This window comes from Telluria antibiotica (assembly GCF_011682055.1).
GTDB lineage: Bacteria > Pseudomonadota > Gammaproteobacteria > Burkholderiales > Burkholderiaceae_D > Telluria > Telluria antibiotica.
In genome coordinates, this window is sequence record NZ_JAAQOM010000015.1 from 46,088 (window position 1) to 65,788 (window position 19,701).

The 19,701-nt window shown below is 66.1% G+C and carries 16 protein-coding genes; 10 read left to right on the top strand and 6 right to left on the bottom strand.

Annotated features, from left to right (window positions below; translation table 11 throughout):
- Positions 1-252: 252 nt before the first annotated feature.
- Genes egtD through HAV22_RS22800 form a run of 3 tightly spaced genes read left to right on the top strand, consistent with a single transcriptional unit; the run spans position 253 to position 3,386 of the window.
- A complete protein-coding gene (gene egtD, locus HAV22_RS22790; protein WP_166862091.1) occupies positions 253-1,218 on the top strand; it encodes an L-histidine N(alpha)-methyltransferase in 966 nt (321 codons plus the stop codon).
- A gap of 18 nt (positions 1,219-1,236) precedes the next feature.
- Positions 1,237-2,460 (top strand): ergothioneine biosynthesis protein EgtB, encoded by a 1,224-nt coding sequence (gene egtB / locus HAV22_RS22795; RefSeq protein ID WP_166862093.1) that lies wholly within the window; start codon positions 1,237-1,239, stop codon positions 2,458-2,460.
- The gene (locus HAV22_RS22800) at positions 2,457-3,386 is read left to right on the top strand and encodes a YihY/virulence factor BrkB family protein (RefSeq protein WP_166862095.1); all 930 of its coding nucleotides are present in this window, start codon (positions 2,457-2,459) and stop codon (positions 3,384-3,386) included. The genes egtB and HAV22_RS22800 overlap by 4 nt, the downstream gene beginning before the upstream one ends.
- A gap of 104 nt (positions 3,387-3,490) precedes the next feature.
- Here the strand turns inward: HAV22_RS22800 and leuA are convergent, their stop codons facing one another.
- Positions 3,491-5,179, bottom strand: coding sequence for a 2-isopropylmalate synthase (gene leuA, locus HAV22_RS22805; protein WP_166862097.1), 1,689 nt, complete (start codon positions 5,177-5,179; stop codon positions 3,491-3,493).
- Positions 5,180-5,702: 523 nt separating this feature from the next.
- Here leuA and HAV22_RS22810 point away from each other — a divergent pair.
- Positions 5,703-6,329, top strand: a complete 627-nt coding sequence (locus HAV22_RS22810; protein WP_166862099.1) for a DUF1906 domain-containing protein — start codon at positions 5,703-5,705, stop codon at positions 6,327-6,329.
- Here HAV22_RS22810 and selD read toward each other — a convergent pair.
- Together selD and senB are read right to left on the bottom strand one after the other, a co-directional pair.
- The gene (gene selD / locus HAV22_RS22815) at positions 6,326-7,381 is read right to left on the bottom strand and encodes a selenide, water dikinase SelD (RefSeq protein ID WP_166862101.1); all 1,056 of its coding nucleotides are present in this window, start codon (positions 7,379-7,381) and stop codon (positions 6,326-6,328) included. The genes HAV22_RS22810 and selD overlap by 4 nt on opposite strands.
- 15 nt (positions 7,382-7,396) lie before the next feature.
- Positions 7,397-8,362 (bottom strand): selenoneine biosynthesis selenosugar synthase SenB, encoded by a 966-nt coding sequence (senB, locus tag HAV22_RS22820; protein ID WP_166862103.1) that lies wholly within the window; start codon positions 8,360-8,362, stop codon positions 7,397-7,399.
- 38 nt (positions 8,363-8,400) lie between these two features.
- On the opposite strand from senB, the gene senA reads away from it, so the two are divergent.
- Positions 8,401-9,618 (top strand): selenoneine synthase SenA, encoded by a 1,218-nt coding sequence (gene senA, locus HAV22_RS22825; RefSeq protein WP_229421376.1) that lies wholly within the window; start codon positions 8,401-8,403, stop codon positions 9,616-9,618.
- 85 nt (positions 9,619-9,703) lie between these two features.
- On the opposite strand, the gene HAV22_RS22830 is transcribed toward senA, so the two are convergent.
- Positions 9,704-11,278 carry a DEAD/DEAH box helicase gene (locus HAV22_RS22830; protein WP_166862105.1) on the bottom strand — a complete coding sequence of 525 codons (1,575 nt, stop codon included), beginning with the start codon at positions 11,276-11,278 and terminating at the stop codon, positions 9,704-9,706.
- 429 nt (positions 11,279-11,707) lie between these two features.
- On the bottom strand, positions 11,708-13,078 hold the full coding sequence (locus HAV22_RS22835) for a transglycosylase SLT domain-containing protein (protein WP_208296336.1): 1,371 nt from the start codon (positions 13,076-13,078) through the stop codon (positions 11,708-11,710).
- A 431-nt stretch (positions 13,079-13,509) separates the two neighbouring features.
- Here HAV22_RS22835 and HAV22_RS22840 point away from each other — a divergent pair, with 431 nt between their 5' ends.
- On the top strand, positions 13,510-14,079 hold the full coding sequence (locus HAV22_RS22840; RefSeq protein ID WP_166862107.1) for a DUF1415 domain-containing protein: 570 nt from the start codon (positions 13,510-13,512) through the stop codon (positions 14,077-14,079).
- Between the two features lie 88 nt (positions 14,080-14,167).
- Positions 14,168-14,371: a DUF1289 domain-containing protein gene (locus HAV22_RS22845; RefSeq protein ID WP_166862306.1), complete on the top strand. Its 204-nt coding sequence runs from the start codon at positions 14,168-14,170 to the stop codon at positions 14,369-14,371.
- 4 nt (positions 14,372-14,375) lie between these two features.
- Here HAV22_RS22845 and HAV22_RS22850 read toward each other — a convergent pair whose 3' ends face one another.
- On the bottom strand, positions 14,376-14,882 hold the full coding sequence (locus HAV22_RS22850; RefSeq protein WP_166862109.1) for a DUF1993 domain-containing protein: 507 nt from the start codon (positions 14,880-14,882) through the stop codon (positions 14,376-14,378).
- Between the two features lie 337 nt (positions 14,883-15,219).
- Here HAV22_RS22850 and HAV22_RS22855 point away from each other — a divergent pair, with 337 nt between their 5' ends.
- From HAV22_RS22855 to HAV22_RS22865, 3 genes are all read left to right on the top strand, one after another.
- On the top strand, positions 15,220-16,467 hold the full coding sequence (locus HAV22_RS22855; RefSeq protein WP_371869715.1) for a XylR family transcriptional regulator: 1,248 nt from the start codon (positions 15,220-15,222) through the stop codon (positions 16,465-16,467).
- 160 nt (positions 16,468-16,627) lie between these two features.
- Complete coding sequence (locus HAV22_RS22860; protein ID WP_166862111.1) at positions 16,628-17,800, top strand: helix-turn-helix domain-containing protein; 1,173 nt, start codon at positions 16,628-16,630, stop codon at positions 17,798-17,800.
- A 274-nt stretch (positions 17,801-18,074) separates the two neighbouring features.
- Positions 18,075-19,637 carry an alpha-N-arabinofuranosidase gene (locus tag HAV22_RS22865; RefSeq protein WP_166862113.1) on the top strand — a complete coding sequence of 521 codons (1,563 nt, stop codon included), beginning with the start codon at positions 18,075-18,077 and terminating at the stop codon, positions 19,635-19,637.
- Positions 19,638-19,701 lie beyond the last annotated feature (64 nt).

Genomic DNA, 19,701 nt, shown 5'->3' on the forward strand with positions numbered 1-19,701 from the left:
ACGCTACGTATCATCGGCTGCGCCAGGCGACTTGGTTGGGGCGGCGAGCGATGTGGGAAGTAGCAGTTTCGCTTCGATGCGAAACCGTGCTCTGACCCCGAATATGCAAAAAAATGTGCTCTGACCCCGAATTTCGGCGCCAGGTTTGACGGCGCGCGCCCGTGCGTGCGGAATCGCGGAATCGCGTATCATGGCCGGAACGGCAACATTGCAGCCGGCCGCACGGTGCGGCCGCACCACCGAGGACACCCGATGCTGAACGCCACGTCGCCCGCAGTGCCCGCAGTACACGATGGATTGCACGTCCCCGCCGAGCTGGCCGCGAGCCTGTCGGCCCGCCAGGCCTGGATCTCCCCCAAATTCTTGTACGACCCCCTCGGCTCGAAGCTGTTCGAGGCGATCTGCGAATTGCCCGAGTACTATCCCACGCGAACGGAAGCGGGCATCTTCGACCTGCACGGCGTCGAGATCGCGCAGACGGTCGGCACGGGCGCCACCTTGATCGACCTCGGTGCCGGCAACTGCGCGAAGGCGGCCAGCCTGTTCCCGCTGCTGCAGCCGCGCCAGTACGTCCCCATCGACATCTCGGCCGAGTTCCTGCACGATGCCGTCGAGCGCCTGCACCAGCGCTTCCGCCACATCGACATGCGTCCGCTCGGCATGGATTTCTCGAGCCGCCTCGACCTGCCCGACAGCGTGCGCGCGGAGCGCCGCCTGTTCTTCTACCCCGGCTCGTCGATCGGCAACTTCACGCCGGACGAGGCCCGCGACTTCCTGCAGCGCGTGCATGCGCAGTGCGGGCGCGACGGCGGCCTGCTGATCGGCATCGACCTCGCGAAGGACCACGCCGTGCTGGACGCCGCCTACGACGACGCGCTGGGCGTGACGGCCGCGTTCAACCTCAACGTGCTGCGCCACGTGAACCGCCTGCTCGACGCCGACTTCGACATCCGCCAGTGGCGCCACCGTGGCTTCTACAATCCGGCCCAGGGCCGCGTCGAGATGCACCTGGAAGCGCAGACGGTGCAGCACGTGACGTGGCGCGGTGGCAGCCGCCGGTTCGCGGCGGGCGAGTGGATCCACACGGAGAACAGCTATAAATATCGCCAGAGCGACGCCGTCGGCCTGCTGGGCCAGGCCGGTTTCGCGGCTACGCGCGTGTGGACCGATCCGAAGCAGTGGTTCGCCGTGGTGTACGCGCGCGCACTGTCGCATTGAGCGCAGCGAGGAGAGACGATGGGAGCTTCCGAACACCGCCTGTCCACCGCATTCGAGCACGTGCGCGAGCGCTCGCTGCACCTCGCCGAACCCTTGAGCGCGGAGGACTGCTGTGCCCAGTCGATGCCGGACGCGAGCCCCGTCAAATGGCACCTGGCGCATACGACGTGGTTCTTCGAGACCTTCATCCTGGAACCGCGCGAACCCGGCTTCCAGCCCCACGATCCGGCGTTCCGCGTGCTGTTCAACTCGTACTACAACGGCGTCGGCGCGAAGCACCCGCGCGCGCAGCGCGGCCTGTTGACGCGGCCGTCGCTGGCCGACGTGCATGCCTACCGCGCGGACGTCGACGCGCGCATGCTGCGCCTGATGGCATCCGCGCCGGACGACGCCGGACTGGCCGGCCTCGTGGAGCTGGGCCTGCAGCATGAGCAGCAGCACCAGGAACTGATCCTCACGGACGTCAAGCACCTGTTGTCGCGCAATCCGACGCATCCCGCGTACGTGGATTCGCCGCTGCCGGCATCCGGCCCCGTCGAACCCGTGTCCTGGATCGATTTCGACGGTGGCCTCGCCGAGATCGGCCACGCGTGCGACGGCTTCGGCTTCGACAACGAATGCCCGCGCCACCGGCAGTACCTGGCGCCGTTCGCGCTGGCGTCGCGCCTCGTGACGAACGGCGAGTACCTCGAATTCGTGGCCGCGGGCGGCTACCGCGATCCGGCGCTGTGGCTGTCGGACGGCTGGGACCTCGTCGCGAACGGCACGCTCGCCGAACCGCTGTACTGGGTGCGCGACGGCGAACGGCTGCGCGAATTCACCTTGCACGGCCTGCAGGCGCTGGACCTCGCGCGCCCCGTCACGCACGTGTCGCTGTACGAGGCCGACGCGTACGCGCGCTGGCGCGGCGCGCGTCTGCCGACGGAGTTCGAATGGGAGTTCGCCGCGCGCGACGCCGCGCTCACGTGCGGCGACCTGCACCCGCGCGCGGCGGGCAGCGCCGGCCTCGCGCAGATGTTCGGCGAATGCTGGCAGTGGACGGCGAGCAGCTATGCCCCTTATCCCGGCTTCGTGCCGGCCGCCGGCGCGATCGGCGAATACAACGGCAAGTTCATGGTGAACCAGTACGTGCTGCGCGGCTCGTCGTGCGCCACGCCGCACGGCCACGCGCGGGCCAGCTACCGCAACTTCTTCCCGGCCGGTGCGCGCTGGCAGTTCACCGGCGTCAGGCTGGCGCGATGAAGCGGGCCCGCGGCCTGCGCCTGCGCGTGCTGAACCGGCGCGCGAACGCGTGGATCTTCGCACATCCGCTCGACTTCGTCCTGCAGTGCGTGCGCGCATTCCGCGCCAACCAGGGCCTGCTGCTGGCGGGCGCCGTCGCGTATTACGCGCTGTTGTCGATCGTGCCGTTCCTGATGCTCGTCGTCGTCGTGCTGTCGCACTTCATCGACGAACTGAACCTGCTGCTCACGCTGCGCCGCTACCTGGAACTGATCGTGCCGGGCCAGTCCGGCCCGATGGTGGAGGAGGTCGCGCACTTCCTCGAGACCCGCGACCTGATCACGTGGGTGCTCGGCTTCACGATGCTGTTTTTCAGCTCGCTCGCGTTCACCGTGCTGGAAAACGCGATGAGCGTGATCTTCGTGCACCGCGTCGCCGTGCGCCGCCGCCACTTCCTCGTGTCGGCCGTGCTCCCGTACTGCTACATCCTCGCGCTGGGCTTCGGCGTGATGATCGTGACGCTCGTGGCGGGCACGTTGCAGGTGATCGGTTCGGAGAGCGTGGAATTGTTCGGGCACACGTGGTCGCTGCACGGCGTGTCGGGCGCGCTGCTGTACCTGCTGGGGCTGTCGGGCGAGATCCTCGTGCTGACGTCGATCTATCTCGTGATGCCGGTGGGGCGGCTGTCGCTGTCGCATGCACTCGTCGGCGGCGTGACGGCGGCGCTGCTGTGGGAACTCGCGCGGCACGTGCTCGTGTGGTACTTCACCACGTTGTCGAAGGTGAACGTCGTGTACGGCTCGATGAGCACGGCGATCGTCGTCATGTTCAGCCTCGAGATCGCGGCGAGCCTGCTGCTGTTCGGCGCCCAGGTGATCGCGGAATACGAGCGCGTGGGGCAGAGCGGGCATGCGACGCCGCCGAAGCCGATGCGGACGACGTCGTGACCGACGGCCGGGATTCATCGTCGGGTGGGCGCTCTCCGCCCACGCGGACGCATGCGTTATCGTCCGCGTGGGCACGGGGTGCCCACCCTACGGCTGACTGAGGTTCAGGCCGCGCGCTGCGGTGCCTGTTCGGCGCTCAACGCGAGCTGGCGGTTCACCGCCGACAGCACGGCCTTGAACGACGCCGTCACGATATTGCTGTCGATGGCGGCACCGAACAACGTGGGGCCGTTCGCCAGGCGCAGCTCGACGTAGCACGCGGCGCGCGCGTCGGCGCCCGAGCCGATCGAGTGCTCGTGGTAGTCCATCAGGCGGATGTCCAGGCCGAGCGCGTTGACGAACGCGTCGATCGGGCCGTTACCCGTGCCGTGGCGCGCTTCCGTCACGCGGTTGTGCTGCACGGTCGTGTCGATCTGCACGCGCTCCTCGCCTTCGCTGTTCTCGACGAGGCGGTGCGACACGTAGCGGTACGCGGCATTCTCCTGCTCGAAGTACTCGCTCGAGAACAGGGCGTGGATGTCGCTCGCCACCACTTCGCGGCCCGTGGCGTCCGTGTGCTTCTGCACGACGCGCGAGAATTCGATCTGCAGGCGGCGCGGCAATTCGAGGCCGTATTCCTGCTCGAGCAGGTAAGCCATGCCGCCCTTGCCGGACTGGCTGTTCACGCGGATCACCGCGTCGTAGCTGCGGCCCAGGTCGGCCGGGTCGATCGGCAAATAGGGCACTTCCCAGATCGCGTCGGCCTGCTGCTTCGCGAAGCCCTTCTTGATCGCGTCCTGGTGCGAGCCGGAGAACGCCGTGAACACGAGGTCGCCGACGTACGGGTGGCGCGGGTGCACGGGGATCTGGTTGCATTCCTCGACCAGCTGGCGGACGCTGTCGATGTCCGAGAAGTCCAGGCCGGGGTGCACGCCCTGCGTGTAGAGATTCAGCGCCAACGTGACGAGGTCGACGTTGCCGGTGCGCTCGCCGTTGCCGAACAAACAGCCCTCGACGCGGTCGGCGCCGGCCATCACCGCGAGTTCGGCGGCGGCGACGGCGGTGCCGCGGTCATTGTGCGGGTGCACGCTGATCACGAGGCTCTCGCGGTTCTTCAGGTTGCGGCACATCCACTCGATCTGGTCCGCGTACACGTTCGGCGTCGCCGCTTCCACCGTCGACGGCAGGTTGATGATGGCCTTGTTGTCCGGGGTCGGCTGCCATACGTCGACGACGGCGTCGACGATGCGCTTGGCGAAATCCAGTTCCGTCGTCGAGAACGATTCCGGCGAATACTCGAAGCCCCATTTCGTGTCCGGGTGCATGGCGACGAGTTCCTTGATCAGCTTCGTGCCGTTGATGGCGATCTGCACGATCTCGTCCTGGTTCATGCCGAACACGACGCGGCGGAACACGGGCGCCACGGAGTTGTACACGTGGACGATGGCCTGCTTGGCGCCCACGCACGACTCGACGGTGCGGCGGATCAGTTCATCGCGCGCTTGCGTCAGGACGATGATGGTGACGTCGTCCGGAATGCGCTTTTCCTCGACCAGCATGCGCACGAAGTCGAAGTCCGTCTGCGACGCGGACGGGAAGCCCACCTCGATTTCCTTCACGCCGATCTGCACGAGCTTTTCGAAGAAGCGCAGTTTCTTTTCCGGGCTCATCGGCTCGATCAGCGCCTGGTTGCCGTCGCGCAGGTCGGTGCTCATCCACACGGGCGGCTTGTCGATGATGCGGTTCGGCCACTGGCGGTCGGCGAGCGGGACGGCGGGGAAGGCGCGGTATTTGGCGGCGGGATTGGTCAACATGGCGGTGGCTCCTGAGTTCTGAATACGGTGAAGGTGTTTTTCGATCGTTGTGGCGAGGGCTGCCGGACGGGCCACGGGATGCTAGGCCCGGCAACCGATCGGTAGGATTAGCAGCGAGCGAAATACCACACGTGCGCCGGCAGACGGCAGGCAAGCTCCGGCGAAAAAGACAGACAGCGTGGATGAGGTGGTCACTAACATCGGTACAACTTTCCTTGGGCTACGAATCCGGCGGACGGGCCGGGCGGGACAGCGGCGATTTACGCGCGTAGTAGCAGGGCTGCCAGCGATAGCGCGCGGGCGAGCGATAGGGAAGTCGACAGAGGCAGGGAGGAGAACATTTCTCCACTCTAAGTGAATTTTGTTTGGTGTGTCAAGCGTTTCCTGCGTTGTCGTTTGGCTACGACGGGCGCGGGTGGTTTGCGACTGGCGGTTTTTGCGAACGATCAATTGAGTCGGATCACCGCAATGGCAGAGTAGCCGTTTCATGGCGCGAGGAGGGACGATGCCGGTACGCAAGGGAATGGATACGACGATGGAGCTGACGCGCCATGCGGAGGCGCTGAAGGCGCAAGGCTACGATTTCGTGCTGCGTTACTACAGCACCAACGCGGCCAAGAACCTGTCGCTGGGCGAGGCGCGGGCGCTGTCGCAGGCGGGTCTTGCCATCGGCGTCGTGTGGGAGACGAGCGGTACCCGCGCCGGCTTCTTCACCCGCGCGCAAGGTTTGGCGGACGGCGCCGCGGCATTCCGCATGGCGCGCGACACGATCGGGCAGCCGTTCGGCTCCGCCATCTATTTCGCCGTCGACTACGACCCCACGCAGGCCGACCTCGACGGCGCCGTCAGTAATTATTTCACTGGGGTGCACGCCGCGTTGTACGTGGCGGCGGAAGGGCAGCCGTCTTACCGCGTGGGCGTCTACGGCTCGGGCTTGTGCTGCGGCACGCTCGTCGAGCGCGGCGCCGCGGACTTGTCGTGGCTGTCGCAGTCGACGGCGTTCGCCGGCTCGCGCCAGTACGCGGAACAGCAGCGCTACGACATCATCCAGCGGCTGCCGATGCGCATTCCGGGCGCGGACGGGATCATGCTCGACATCGATCCGGACGCGACGCATCCGGACCGCGACGGCGGCCTTTTTACGCTTTAGCCGACGACCACTTTCGGATCGCCCGCTGCCATCGATCCGATGACGGCGGCGTCGCCGAAGCCTTCGCGGCGGAATAGCGCGAGCACCTCGTCCAGGCTGCCGGGATCGCAGGAGACGAGCAGGCCGCCCGACGTTTGCGGGTCGGTCAGCAGCACGCGCTGCGTGTCCGTGATCGCGCCGCCCAGTTGCACGTCATGGCCGTACGCATCCCAGTTGCGGCCCGACGCGCCGGTGAAATAGCCCGCGTGGGCCAGCGCCTCGACACCGGGCAACAGCGGGATCTGCGCCATGTCGAGCTTCGCGGTGAGCTTCGCGCCGCGCGCCAGTTCGAGCAGGTGCCCCAGCAGGCCGAACCCGGTGACGTCCGTCAGCGCGTGCACGCCCGGCAGTTCCGACAGCGCCTTGCCCGGCTTGTTCAGCTTCGTCGTGTTCGCGACCATCGCGGCATAGCCGTCCGCATCCAGTTGATCCTTCTTCAGCGCGGCCGACAGCACCCCGACGCCCAGCGGCTTGCCGAGGACGAGCACGTCACCCGCGCGCGCGTCCGCGTTGCGCTTGACCTTCGATGGATGCACGAGGCCCATGACGACGAGGCCGTAGATGGGCTCCACGGAATCGATCGTGTGGCCACCCGCGATGGGGATGCCCGCTTCCGCGCAGATCGATTCGCCGCCCTGGATGATCTTGCCGATGGTGTCCAGCGGCAGCTTGTTGATCGGCATGCCGACGAGGGCCAGCGCCATGATCGGCGTGCCGCCCATCGCGTACACGTCCGAGATCGCGTTGGTGGCGGCGATGCGGCCGAAGTCGAACGGGTCGTCGACGATGGGCATGAAGAAGTCCGTCGTCGCGATCAGCGCCTGCTCGTCGTTCAGCCTGTAGACGGCCGCGTCGTCCGCCGTCTCGATGCCGACCATGAGTTCTTTCGGCACGGGGAAGCCGCTCGACTTCTTGAGGATCTCGGACAGCACGCCCGGCGCGATCTTGCAGCCGCAGCCGCCGCCGTGGGAAAACGAGGTCAGTTTGATGGGTTGGTCGGCGGATGTGTTCATAGGGTGCTCATGTGCTTACGTGGGTCGGAACAGCAGATTATCCACCAAGTCGAGCAGGCGCGCTCGCTCGGCGGCCGGTGCGAAGAGGCGGGCGCGCGCCGCGCACTGGCGGCGCAGCCGCAGGACGAAGCCGACGTCGCGCGCGCTGCGGTCGACGAGGGCGGCCAGCGCGGCGGCGTCGCCCGGTGCGAAGTAGCCGGCATAGTCGTCGCCCAGCATGCCGACGTTGCCCGCGATGCGCGACGCCAGCACGGGCACGCCGCTGGTGACGGCTTCGATGATGACGTTCGCGCCGCCTTCCATGCGCGACGCGATCACCATCGCGTGGCAGCGCCGCAGCCGGCGCCGCGTCGCCATGTGGGGCAGGGCGCCGAGCCAGCGGTACGCTTGTGTCGCCTCGTGCGTGGCGCGTGCGCGCTGGCCCAGCGCCGGATCGAGCGCGGCGCCGATGTGCAGCAGGCGCACGCCGGACGCGCGCACGAGCCGGGCCGCGTCCATGAACGTCTGCGGATCCTTTTCGGCGCGCAGGTGGCCGATCATGGCGACGTCGAGCGGCACGCGCGGGCGCGCGGGACGCAGGCCCGGGGCCGATTGATAGATCACGTGCGCCTTGGCGCGCAACGCTGCCGGCAGCTCGTCCAGCCCGCGCGGTTGCAGCACGACGAGCGCCGTCGCGCGTTCCAGCGACGCGCGCGCCGTATCGTCCTCGTGGATGTCGCGATACAGGTCCGTGCCGGTCAACACGAGCAGCGCGGGGCGCCCGGGATGGGCATCCGTGAACGCGGCCAACGCGGCGGCGGAGCGGCGCGCGTGCAGCGCGATCAGCAGGTCGGGAACGGCATCGCCCGGATTCCAGCCGGGACCGATGGTGACGCGGTAGTCGCGTGCGAGATGGCGCCGCCAGCGGCTGGCCGTCTGCCAGTTGCCGTTGTTTTCGCGGGCGGATGCGGGGCTGACGATGTGGATGTGTGCGCTGGCCATGCAGTGGGAGGGGCTGGTAAATGGTCGTACAATGATGCATGACCGTCAATCAAGCATCGTTCCGCTACGCGGGACCCGGAGAGCTGGCCGTCGCGCTGCAGGATGCGCGGCATTATACGCTGGCGCTGTTCGAAGCCCTCGCGGCCGCCGGCTACGACGCCGCCGCGCGCGTGCCGCGCCTGCCCACCGTGAATCCGCCGTTGTGGGAGCTGGGTCACGTGGCGTGGTTCGCCGAATGGTTCGTGCTGCGCGGCGCGCTGGACAGCCGCCCCGGCGCGGCCAGCGGCCATTCGTTGCTGGCGCGCGGCGACGACTGGTTCGACTCCGGCACCGTCGCGCACGGCGCGCGCTGGACGCTCGACCTGCCGCCACCCGGCGCCGTGAAGACCTATTGCCATGAGGTGCTCGACCGCATCCTCGACCGCCTCGAGCACGAGCACGAGCCCGACGACGACGCGGCGCTGTATCCGTATCGCCTTGCCCTGGCCCATGAGGACATGCATGGCGAAGCGTTCCTGTACACGTTGCAGACGCTGCAATCGCGCGGCGCGCCCGCGCCTGCGCACGTGCTGGTGCCGACGCATCCTACTGCCGGGGCGCCCGCGGGCGAGATCGCGTTCGCCGGCGGCAGCTACGTGCGCGGCGGCGACCAGTCGACCGGCTTCGTGTTCGACAACGAGAAGAGCGCCGCCGTCGTCAAGGTGGCGCCGTTCGCGCTGGACGCCGGCCCCGTCAGCACGGGCGCATTCCTCGACTTCGTGCACGACGGTGGCTACGAGCGTTCGCAGTACTGGACGGACGCGGGCCGCGCGTGGCTCATGACGCAGGAGCGCTCCGCGCCGCGCTACTGGGCGCGCGAAGGCGACGACTGGCACACGGTGCGCTTCGGCCGCCCCGTCGCGCTCGACCTCGCGGAACCCGTGCGCCACGTGAACCTGTACGAGGCGCAGGCATGGTGCGCGTGGGCCGGACGCCGGCTGCCGACGGAAGACGAGTGGGAATTCGCGGCCGCATCCGGACAGCCGGGCTTCTCATGGGGCCAGGTGTGGGAATGGACGGCGTCGCCGTTCCTGCCGTTCGCCGGCTTCGAGGCCGACCGCTACCGCGACTACTCGGCCCCGTGGTTCGGCACGCGCCAGACCTTGCGCGGCGCGTCGTTCGCGACGCCGGCGCGCCTGCGCTCGCCGCACTTCCGCAATTTTTTCACGCCCGAGCGGGACGACATCTTCGCAGGGTTTCGCAGTTGCGCGCCGTGAGCGGCGCGGCGCCATAAAACAAAACCCCCGGCATTGCGGTGCCGGGGGTTTTTTGTTTCAAGCAAGGGGCGAAGCGCCCCTGCGATCAACGGTCGCCGAACGTGCGGCGGGCCGAGTCGGCCGAGCGCGGATGCGCGCCGAAGCCGCCGCTGCGCTCGCGACGCGGTGCGCCTTCGCTGCGGAAGCCGCCTTCGCGGCGCTGGCCCTGGTAGCCGCCGTCAGTGCGCGGAGCGGCTTCGCTGCGATAGCCGCCTTCGCGACGCTGGCCCTGGTAACCGCCTTCGCTGCGCGGTGCGGCTTCGCTGCGATAGCCGCCTTCACGCTGGCCGCCCGGCTGGGCGCCGCCGCGGTAGCCTTCACCGGCCGGCTTGTGGAAGCTGCGCTGACCCGGCTTGCCGCCGCGGCCGTCGCCGGGTTTCCAGCCCGGACGCGCGCCCGAACGGGGTGCCGCCGAGCGCTTCGGCTCGAAGCCTTCGACCACGTCGACGGGGATCGTCTGCTTGGTGAAGCGTTCGATGCGACGCACGTTCATGCTTTCCGCGTGGTTCACGAGCGAGACGGCGGTGCCGTTGCGGCCGGCGCGGCCCGTGCGGCCGATGCGGTGCACGTAGTCTTCCGGGAACTTCGGCAGGTCGTAGTTCACCACGTGGGTAATCGACGGCACGTCGATGCCGCGGGCGGCGACGTCGGTGGCCACGAGCACACGCACCTGGCCGCGGCGCATGCTGTCCAGCGTGCGGTTGCGGGCGCCCTGGTGCATGTCGCCATGCAGTGCGGCGGCCGCGAAGCCGGCGATGTTCAGGCGGTCGGCGATCATGTCGGCATCGCGCTTGGTGGCGGTGAAGACGACGGCCTGGTCCATGGTTTCATCGCGCAGCAGGTGGTCGAGCAGGCGGTTCTTGTGCGACAGGTCGTCGACAAAGTGAACCTTCTGCACGATGTTCTCGTGGCGATTGGTCGCGCTCATGATCTGGATCACTTGCGGATTCTTCGTGATGCGGCGCGCCATGTTGCCGACGACGCCATCCAGCGTGGCCGAGAACAGCATGGTCTGGCGCGTTTCCGGCGTCGCGGCGACGATCTTCTCGATGTCTTCGATGAAGCCCATGTCCAGCATGCGATCGGCTTCGTCCAGCACGAGGATCTCGAGCTGCGAGAAGTCGATCTTGCCCGACTCCATGTGGTCGATCAGGCGGCCAGGCGTCGCGACGAGGATTTCCGGATTCTTGGCCAGCAGTTGCATCTGCTTCGGATACGGCATGCCGCCCAGGATCGAGACGGCGCGGATGCGGCGCATGTGCGCGGTGTACTGCTCGGTGGCGGTGGTCACCTGCAGGGCCAGTTCGCGGGTCGGGGTCAGCACGAGCATTTTCGGCTGGGCTGCCTTGAAACGGACGCGCTCGCCACGAGCGCGGGCCGCCTGCGCATCCTGCGCGGGCGTGCGGCCGGCCGGGGCCGGTTCGGCGTCAGCGAATTTGTGCAGGGAGGGCAGCATGAATGCCGCCGTCTTGCCGGAACCGGTTTGCGACGAGACCAGCAGATCGCGGCCGGCGATCGCTGCCGGCACCGCCTGCTCCTGCACCGGGGTCGGCTTTTCATAGCCGGCCTGGAAGACTGCCTTGACGATGGACGCGTGTAAGCCTAGTGCTTCAAAACTCATTGTTTATTTAACTTTCGGTATGGATCAGTGAGCGTCCACGCTATTCGGAGCGGAACGCGAAATAGCAACGCGAGCCAACAATACGAAATGACTCTGAAACGAAAGAAATTTCGGCACAAAAGCTTTGCGCCGGGACGGTGCCTGTTTCGGCACGCAGGGCGGGAGGGCTTTATGAAAGGACATCCTTAAGGTGCGTCGATAAACCTGGTTTGTCGACGCATCCACTTTGTGGACGCCTGGGCTTGCGATGCTGCGGTTGTACTGCTTTACGACTTTGGTGGGCTGCCCTCGCGGAGCATGACAACGCGTTTATTGCAGCGCACAACCGACACTATACCGTACTTTTGAAGAGCGTGCACGGCACACGTCGGTATGTGCGCGATTGGACGGGCTGCGGGGCCCGTCGCGTTGTCGGAATGATACGGCGGATCAGCGGCGCTTGCGCCCGTGGGCACTGACGGCCGGCTTGTTGCCGCGCGACACGCGGCTCTTGAGCTCGGCCACGGCATGGGCCGCGCTGGCCTTGATGCGCTGGGCGCCGGACAGCTTGTGGGCGCGGCGCGCATCGCCGCGGTCGGCTTCGAGCGCCATCGAGGCGTTCTCGACGATGCTCTCGGCGATGTCGTTGCCGGCCGTGGCCGTGGTCTTCGGCACGAGGATGGTCGAGCCGGCCTTCAGGCGCATCTGCGGCGGGATGTTGTTCGCCTGGCGGATCACTTCCGGCGTCGTGCCCAGCTTGGCGGCCAGCGACGCGATGCTTTCGCGGGCCGACGTGATCTTGTGCGTCGTCCACGACGACAGCGCCCGGCCCCATTGCGCGAGGTTCAGGTTGAACTTCTCGGCGTTTTCCTTGGGGAGCAGGATCTTCGTGGATTCGCCCGTGATGACGGGCTTCTTGAATTGCGGGTTCAGCGCCTTGAATTCGTCGACGGACATCTCGGCCAGCTGGGCAGCCACGGCCAGGTCGATGTCGGACGTCTTGTCGACGGCGACGAAATACGGCGAATTGTCGATCGTGGGCAGCGCGACGCCGTACTGGGCTGGATTGGCGATGATGTTCTTGACCGCCTGCAGCTTCGGCACGTAGTTGCGCGTCTCGGCCGGCATCAGTTCGCACAGGCTTTCGTAATCCGTCGGCTTGCCCAGCGCGCGGTTCTTCTGGATGGCCCGCTGCACATTGCCTTCGCCCCAGTTGTAGGCGGCCAGCGCGAGCTGCCAGTCGCCGAACATCGTGTACAGGCGCTGCAGATAGGTGAGGGCGGCGTCCGTGGAGGCGAGCACGCCGCGGCGCTCGTCCTTGAACATGTTCTGCTGCAGATTGAAGTCGCGCCCGGTGCCGGGCACGAATTGCCAGATGCCGGCCGCGTCGGCGTTCGACAGCGCTTGCGGGTTGAACGCGGATTCGATGACGGGCAGCAACGCGAGCTCCGTCGGCATGCCGCGCTTTTCCAGTTCCTGCACGACGTGGTACAGGTACAGCGACGCGCGGCCGGAGGTGCGGGCCAGGTAATCGGGACGGCTCGCGTACCACTGGACGTGCTTGGCGACGAGGGCGTTGTCGATGTCGGGAATCGCGTAGCCGCTGCGGATGCGGGCCCACAAGTCCGGATCTTTATAGTCGTCGGCCTTGGCCGGGGTCAGCGCCTGCGGCAGGATGGACTTGGCCAGCGCCGCCGTGCTGGTCGTGGTGCTGCCGCTCTGGGCGATCGGGCTCGGGGCGCTGTCGGCGGCGTGACCGAGCGCGGGTCCCAGCAGGAGCGCGACGGTCAGGGCGTAAGTGGAGCGAGTCGTTTCGTTCATAGCTTTCCAGTGTTGCGTCCAGGAACGGCAGGACTGACGAGTAAACCCGGAGTGTACGGACCAGTTACCGGGCCAGTCAAGAAATAAGTCGCCGCGGTTACAAAAAACCTTGTCTATTCTTTTTGCCAACGGGTACCTGCGATAAGACGTTTTGGATGGGAGTATGGTTCCCTGCTTTGCATTTTTGTCTGACGGATATCAAGTGGATTTTTGCATACACCCGGGTGTACCTTGAAAATTGCGGTGGCGGCGCCGACATCCGCATTGTCAAGCCGGTATCCAGCGGCGAGCAACCGGCGGGTAATACCACCTGCGTGCGGGGATTTCGCCAAGGTAGCCCGGCGTGCCGGTCGTTCTATGAGAGGACGCAAACTGCGCGTACAATTGCCGTCTCCGCAGCATGCGGTTTGTATTACTTTAGAAAGCGTCACATGAGCACTGCCAACGAGATTCCGGACGATGAAGCGATCGTCGCCGCCACCCGGCGCTGGGTCGACCGCGCCGTCATCGGCCTGAACCTGTGCCCGTTCGCGAAGGCCGTGCAAGTCAAGGACCAGGTCCGCTACGTCGTCTCGCATGCGCGCACGCCGGAATCGCTGCTGGACACGCTGATGGATGAATTGCAGCTGCTGGCGGAGACCGACCCGGAACAGGTCGACACCACGTTGCTGATCCATCCGTACGTCTTGCAGGATTTCCTGGATTTCAATGAATTCCTCGACGTGGCCGACGCGGCCGTCGAAGACATGAGCCTGGATGGCGAGCTGCAGATCGCCAGCTTCCATCCGGACTACCAGTTCGCCGACACGGATCCGAACGACATCGAGAACTACACGAACCGTTCGCCTTACCCGACGCTGCAGCTGCTGCGCGAGGACAGCATCGACCGCGCCGTCGAAGCGATTCCGGACGCTGCCGAGATCTTCGAGAAGAATATCGAGACCATGGAAAAGCTCGGCCATGAAGGCTGGGACAAGCTCGATGTCGGCCCCGCCCGTTGATGCGCAGGGCGGGCCGTTGCCCGAAAGTCCTGTCGAGGCACTGCCGGAGCGGCCTGTCGAGTCACTGCGGGAGCGGCCTGTCGAGGCATTGCCGGAGCGCCCTGTCGGGGCGCTCCCGCAGCGCCCCGACACACCTTGTGTTGCCGTCTGCTCCACGACGTTCGACGACATCTGCCGCGGCTGCGGCCGGACCGTCGTCGAGGTCGCGCACTGGGTCTCGATGACGGCCGAGCAGAAGGAAGTCGTGTGGCAGCGGATTCTGGCGCAGGGCTATCCGCGCCGCAATACCTGATTCCTCAGAACGTCCCGACGAAATCCCGTTTCCCGATCTCCAGCCCGTTGTGGCGCAGGATGTCGTATGCCGTCGTGGCATGGAAATAGAAGTTGGGCAGCGCGTAGTGTAATAAATAGACCTGGCCCTTGAACTGGCGCTTGTTGTCGCCGGTGCCGATCGTGATGTCGCGGTCGCCGCCCGCGTCGACGGCTTCGCGCACGACCGTGTCGAGGAACGCCAGCGTCTTTTCCAGGCGGGCTTGCAGTCCTGCAAAATCCGTCTCGACGTCGTCGTAGCGGGGCACGTCCATGCCCGCCAGGCGCGCGCCCGCACCCTTGGCAAAATCCGTCGCAAGCTGGACCTGGCGCACCAGCGGGAACATGTCCGGGAACAGCCGCGCCTGCAGCAGCGCATTCGGGTCCAGCTTCTTCGCATCGACGTGCGCCTCCGCCTTCGCCAGGATGGCCGCCAGGCTGCCGAGGATCTGGCGGAATACGGGCACGGAGGCCGTGTACAGGGAAATGCTCATCAGGATCTCCTTTGTGGAAAGAGTTCGATCATAACAAGCTTGCATCGATGCCGCTTGGCGCCTGCCGGAAACTTCATGTTGCCTTAGAGAACTGCGGCTGCGGCGTGCCCCTGCCGCAGCCCATCGCGTGCGTGCGACACCGATGCGGCAGGAATAACAATTTTTTCGCGCAAAACTTCAACTTTTTGAATCCTCCTAGGAAATCGAAAAATACTATTACGAGAGGATCCTTATGCGAAAAATATACTTTTCCACGTAGGCGGAAGGGCTTGCTCCCGAGCATTGTCACGCTGCGGGGCCGGCCGGTTGCACTAGAGACGTCCGGACAGGACGCAACGTGGAGACTTGCATGACGACTTCTAAAACGCATCGGATCGCGCTGCTGTTCAACGCAAACAAGGTTTTCGATCGGGAGATCATCGCCGGCATCGCCGGGTACCTGTCGAGCAGGCGGGCATCCTGGGAATTGTTCGTGGAAGACGATTTCCGCCTGCGCCTGCCGAGTCTGGCTAACTGGCAAGGCGACGGCATCATCGCGGATTTCGACGACCCGGCCGTCGCCGCAGCCTTGTCCGGCAGCAGCATCCCCGTCGTCGGGGTGGGCGGCTCGTACGCCGACGACGCGGATTATCCCGTCGGCGTACCCTATGTCGCGACCGACAATTTCAAGCTCGTCAATCTCGCCTATACGCACCTGATCGACGTCGGCCTGCGTCATTTTGCCCTGTTTTCCTTGCCCAACGGCATCGAGCACCGCTGGGCGCACGAACGTGAAAAGGCGTTCGAGAATTTAATGAGGCGAGATAAACTCGACGTCGCGGTCTTCCGTGGACGGGCGCACGCGGGATCGTCGTGGGACGAGGTCGTCGCGCACCAGGTCGAGTGGCTGCACAGCCTGCCCAAGCCGGTCGGTATCATCGCGGTCACGGATGCACGGGCCCGGCAACTGCTGCAAGCATGTCAGACCGCCAATATCGCCGTCCCGGAACAGGTCGCGATCATCGGCATCGACAACGACCCGCTCGCTCGCATGCTGTCGTGCATCCCGCTCAGCTCAGTGATCCAGGGCACCCAGGAAATGGGGCGGACGGCGGCCCGCATGCTCCATCAGTTGCTCGAGGGAACGTATCTGGAGTGTAAGCGCATCCTCGTGCCGCCCGCCGGTATCAACGTGCTGTCGTCGAGCGCCCACCGGCCGATCAAGAATCCGCGCGTCATGCGCGCCAGGCATTTCATCCGCCAATACGCCTGCCAGGGCATCAAGGGCGACCAGGTGGCGGATTACGTCGGCGTGTCGCGCTCGACGCTCGAGTTGTATTTCCAGCAAGAACTGGCGTGCAGCGTGCACGATGAAATCCTGCGCTTCAAGCTCGAGGCCGCGACCGCGTTGCTGACGCGCGGCGACGTCAGCGTGGCCGAGGTTGCACATCGTTGCGGATTTACCTCAATGCAATACCTGTTCGCCGTGTTCAAGCGCGAACTCGGATGCACGCCGCGCGAGTACCAGCAGCGCATCGGTAACGGCGTGGCGGCGCCCGCCGACGGCGCCGCGAACGATGCCGATGCCTGCGTGATCGCCATGTAATGCCGTTGCGGCCGGCCTGCAGTAGTTAGTTGCCAGGAGGTGATGTCCCTCGACAGATGCGCCCGCGACCTGTCATCATATTGACGACGACCATGCCATGACGGCCTTGGGCGCGGAACGATGTCAGTCAGCGTAAATTTGCCGAGGCAGTAATCGCGTAATGCAGAGTTTTTACAACAAGGCGCTCACGGGGCTGCTGGTCCTGATGGCGGCAAGTGTCCTCATCGGCTTTATCTGTATGCGCTGCACGTACATCCGCATGACCGTGTTGCCGGCGGCGGACCGCGCCCTGCCGATGCGGAGTGACCTGATTTCCGACAAGGACGTGGGCGGACGGTCGACGATCCGGCTCGTCGACGACACGTCCACGCTGAGTTTCGAATCCACGTCGGTGAAGGCGGTGGACTACCCGTATGCCAAGGTCGAGCTGGCGTTTCTCGATCGGGCCGGCAAGCCCACGCTCGTCGACCTGTCGCGCTACAGCAGCATTGCCTTCGACGTCGCGTGCGCGCCGGCCAACACGCTGGCGTTCGGCCTCGTGATGTTCGAGGACCATGTGTCGGTCCCGGGCGACTACGCGACATACCGCTTGGCCTATTCCTATTATTTCTGCAATGAGCGAGGCGAACACGTCGAGCTCGACCTGGCGCGCCTCCGGACCGACCAGTGGTGGTTCGACAGGCACAAGCTGAACCTCGCGCAGCAGGAGTTCACGCCGAAGAAGGTCGCCAAGCTCTCGTTCGGCAACACGTTCCAGAGTCCGTTCGACGTGGTGTCCAAGGTGCAGATCAAGGGCGTCACCCTGATGGGGCGCGACATGCGCTACTTGTATGGATTCTGGGCGTTCATGATCGTCGCGTGGCCCGCCTACGCCTTCTGGTTCTTCCGGCGGCACACGCAGGCGTTGCTCGTGGACGTCGAAGACAAGGTGCGACGCGACCTGCCGCTGGTCGCTTACCAGCAACTGTCCCAGGACCTGCACAGGGACAAGGAGCAGAGTGCCATCCTGCGCTTCATGGCGACGGCGTATCCGAACCCGGAACTCGACGTCGAGACCATGGTGAGCACGCTTGGCATCAGCCGCAACAAGATCAACGAGATCCTCAAGGCGGAGCTGGGCTTCACGTTCTCCACCTATCTCAACAAGCTCAGGCTGACCGAGGCGGCACGCCTTCTGGGCGACAAGGAAGACAGCAGCGTGGCGGAAATTGCTTACGCGGTCGGCTACCGGAACGTCTCCTACTTCAACAAGCTGTTCAAGGAAGAATACGGCTGCACGCCGAAGACCTTCCGCAAGCTGCGCGAAGCGGCGCCCGCCGACCTCGGATCGTAGCGCGCGGCCGCGCTCGCGGCCGCATTTTTCACTTTGCCCACCCACGGGATTTCACCGCGCGGTTGATGGATTTCGTTGTGGCCGCGCCGCCGGGCCATTCGTAGAATGATTGCGTCGTATTGCATATCGTGCCGGGCTCGGCAGCGCGCATGCGCGACCCCGCCCGGCGATTTTCATTGCGATCTCCTCCCGCGTTCAAGTGGGTTCCGGGCGGCTTCGGCCGCCTTTTTTTTCGTCCGTGTTGGCTGGAGCATTCCCGACATCCATGAATTTTATGAAACGCATCCACTATCGCGCGCTCGCGCTGGGCGTGCTCGCGGCCTGCGCGTCCGCATCCGTGCTCGCCGCGGCGCAAGTCGCCGTCACCATCGACGCCGGCAAGCCGGGCCCCGTCATCAGCAAATACGTCTACGGCCAGTTCGCCGAACACCTCGGGACGGGCATCTACGGCGGCCTGTGGGTCGGCCCGGACTCGACGATTCCGAATACGCGCGGCTGGCGCAACGACGTCGTCGCCGCGCTGAAGGCGCTGCACGTGCCCCTCGTGCGCTGGCCGGGCGGCTGCTTCGCGGACCAGTACCACTGGCGCGACGGCATCGGCCCGCGCGCGCACCGGCCCGTGCGCATCAACACGAACTGGGGCGGCGTCGACGAGGACAACGCCGTCGGCACGCACGAATTCTTCGACCTCGTCGAGCAGCTCGGCGCCGACGCCTACGTCAACGGCAACCTCGGCACGGGCACCGTGCAGGACATGGCGGAATGGGTCGAGTACATGACGGCGAACGGCACATCCAGCCTGGCGCAGCTGCGTGCCCGCAACGGCCATCCGGCGCCGTACAAGCTCGCGTTCTTCGGCATCGGCAACGAGGCCTGGGGCTGCGGCGGCAACATGCGGCCGGAGCAGTACGCGGACGCCTACCGCCGCTACGCCACGTTCCTGCATCCAACCGGCGACACGCAATTCATCGCCGCCGGCGGCCACGACGACGACGCCAGCTGGACGGATTACCTGAGCCAGCACATCTTCGGCTGGGGCGTACGCGCCCACGGCATCTCGTTCCACTACTACACGTCGCCCGGTGCGGACAAGAACGGCAAGTACGGCGCGACGGGCTTCGACGAAAGCCGCTGGATCTCCACGTTGAGCCAGACGCAGCGCATGGAGGGCTTCATCGCCGCCAACGTCGCGAAGCTGGACGAGCACGACCCGCAGAAGAAGCTGATGTTCGCCGTCGACGAATGGGGCACGTGGTACGACGCGGAAGAGGGCAGCAGGTCCGGCTTCCTCCAGCAGCAGAACACGCTGCGCGACGGCCTCGTGGCCGCGCTCAACTTCAACATCTTCCACGCGCACGCGGACCGCGTGCGCATGACGAGCATCGCGCAGATGGTGAACGTGCTGCAGGCCATGGTCCGCACGGATGGCGCGAAGATGGTGCTGACGCCGACCTATCACGTTTTCCGGATGTACGTGCCGTTCCAGGACGCCGTCTCGGTACCGGTGCGGCTGGCGAACAATCCGTCGTACACGTTCGGCGGCGTGGCCATCCCCGCCGTCAGCGCGTCGGCCGCGCGCGCGAAGGACGGCAGGCTGTACCTCGCGCTCGTCAACACGAACCCGCACGAGCAGGCGGATGTGACGGTCGACGTGGGCGGCGCGGGCGCGCGCGGGGCGGCGGGTTCCGTGCTGACGGCCGCCGCGATGGATGCGCACAATACGTTCGCGACACCGGCCGCCGTCGCGCCGGCGCCGTTGCAGGCGAGGGCCAGCGGTGGCCGGCTGGTGCTGCACTTGCCGGCGAAGTCCGTCGTGGTGGTCGCCGTGCAGGAATAAGGCGTAGGGTGGGCACCCTGTGCCCACCAGATGCATGCCGGTGCGCGAACGTTTGGTGGGCACG

What these genes read in the sequence shown, in the direction of transcription:
- egtD (WP_166862091.1), top strand. Translation starts at nt 253, where the DNA reads ATGCTGAACGCCACGTCGCCCGCAGTGCCCGCAGTACACGATGGATTG.
- egtB (WP_166862093.1), top strand. Translation starts at nt 1,237, where the DNA reads ATGGGAGCTTCCGAACACCGCCTGTCCACCGCATTCGAGCACGTGCGC.
- HAV22_RS22800 (WP_166862095.1), top strand. Translation starts at nt 2,457, where the DNA reads ATGAAGCGGGCCCGCGGCCTGCGCCTGCGCGTGCTGAACCGGCGCGCG.
- leuA (WP_166862097.1), bottom strand. Translation starts at nt 5,179, where the DNA reads ATGTTGACCAATCCCGCCGCCAAATACCGCGCCTTCCCCGCCGTCCCG.
- HAV22_RS22810 (WP_166862099.1), top strand. Translation starts at nt 5,703, where the DNA reads ATGGATACGACGATGGAGCTGACGCGCCATGCGGAGGCGCTGAAGGCG.
- selD (WP_166862101.1), bottom strand. Translation starts at nt 7,381, where the DNA reads ATGAACACATCCGCCGACCAACCCATCAAACTGACCTCGTTTTCCCAC.
- senB (WP_166862103.1), bottom strand. Translation starts at nt 8,362, where the DNA reads ATGGCCAGCGCACACATCCACATCGTCAGCCCCGCATCCGCCCGCGAA.
- senA (WP_229421376.1), top strand. Translation starts at nt 8,401, where the DNA reads ATGACCGTCAATCAAGCATCGTTCCGCTACGCGGGACCCGGAGAGCTG.
- HAV22_RS22830 (WP_166862105.1), bottom strand. Translation starts at nt 11,278, where the DNA reads ATGAGTTTTGAAGCACTAGGCTTACACGCGTCCATCGTCAAGGCAGTC.
- HAV22_RS22835 (WP_208296336.1), bottom strand. Translation starts at nt 13,078, where the DNA reads ATGAACGAAACGACTCGCTCCACTTACGCCCTGACCGTCGCGCTCCTG.
- HAV22_RS22840 (WP_166862107.1), top strand. Translation starts at nt 13,510, where the DNA reads ATGAGCACTGCCAACGAGATTCCGGACGATGAAGCGATCGTCGCCGCC.
- HAV22_RS22850 (WP_166862109.1), bottom strand. Translation starts at nt 14,882, where the DNA reads ATGAGCATTTCCCTGTACACGGCCTCCGTGCCCGTATTCCGCCAGATC.
- HAV22_RS22860 (WP_166862111.1), top strand. Translation starts at nt 16,628, where the DNA reads ATGCAGAGTTTTTACAACAAGGCGCTCACGGGGCTGCTGGTCCTGATG.
- HAV22_RS22865 (WP_166862113.1), top strand. Translation starts at nt 18,075, where the DNA reads ATGAAACGCATCCACTATCGCGCGCTCGCGCTGGGCGTGCTCGCGGCC.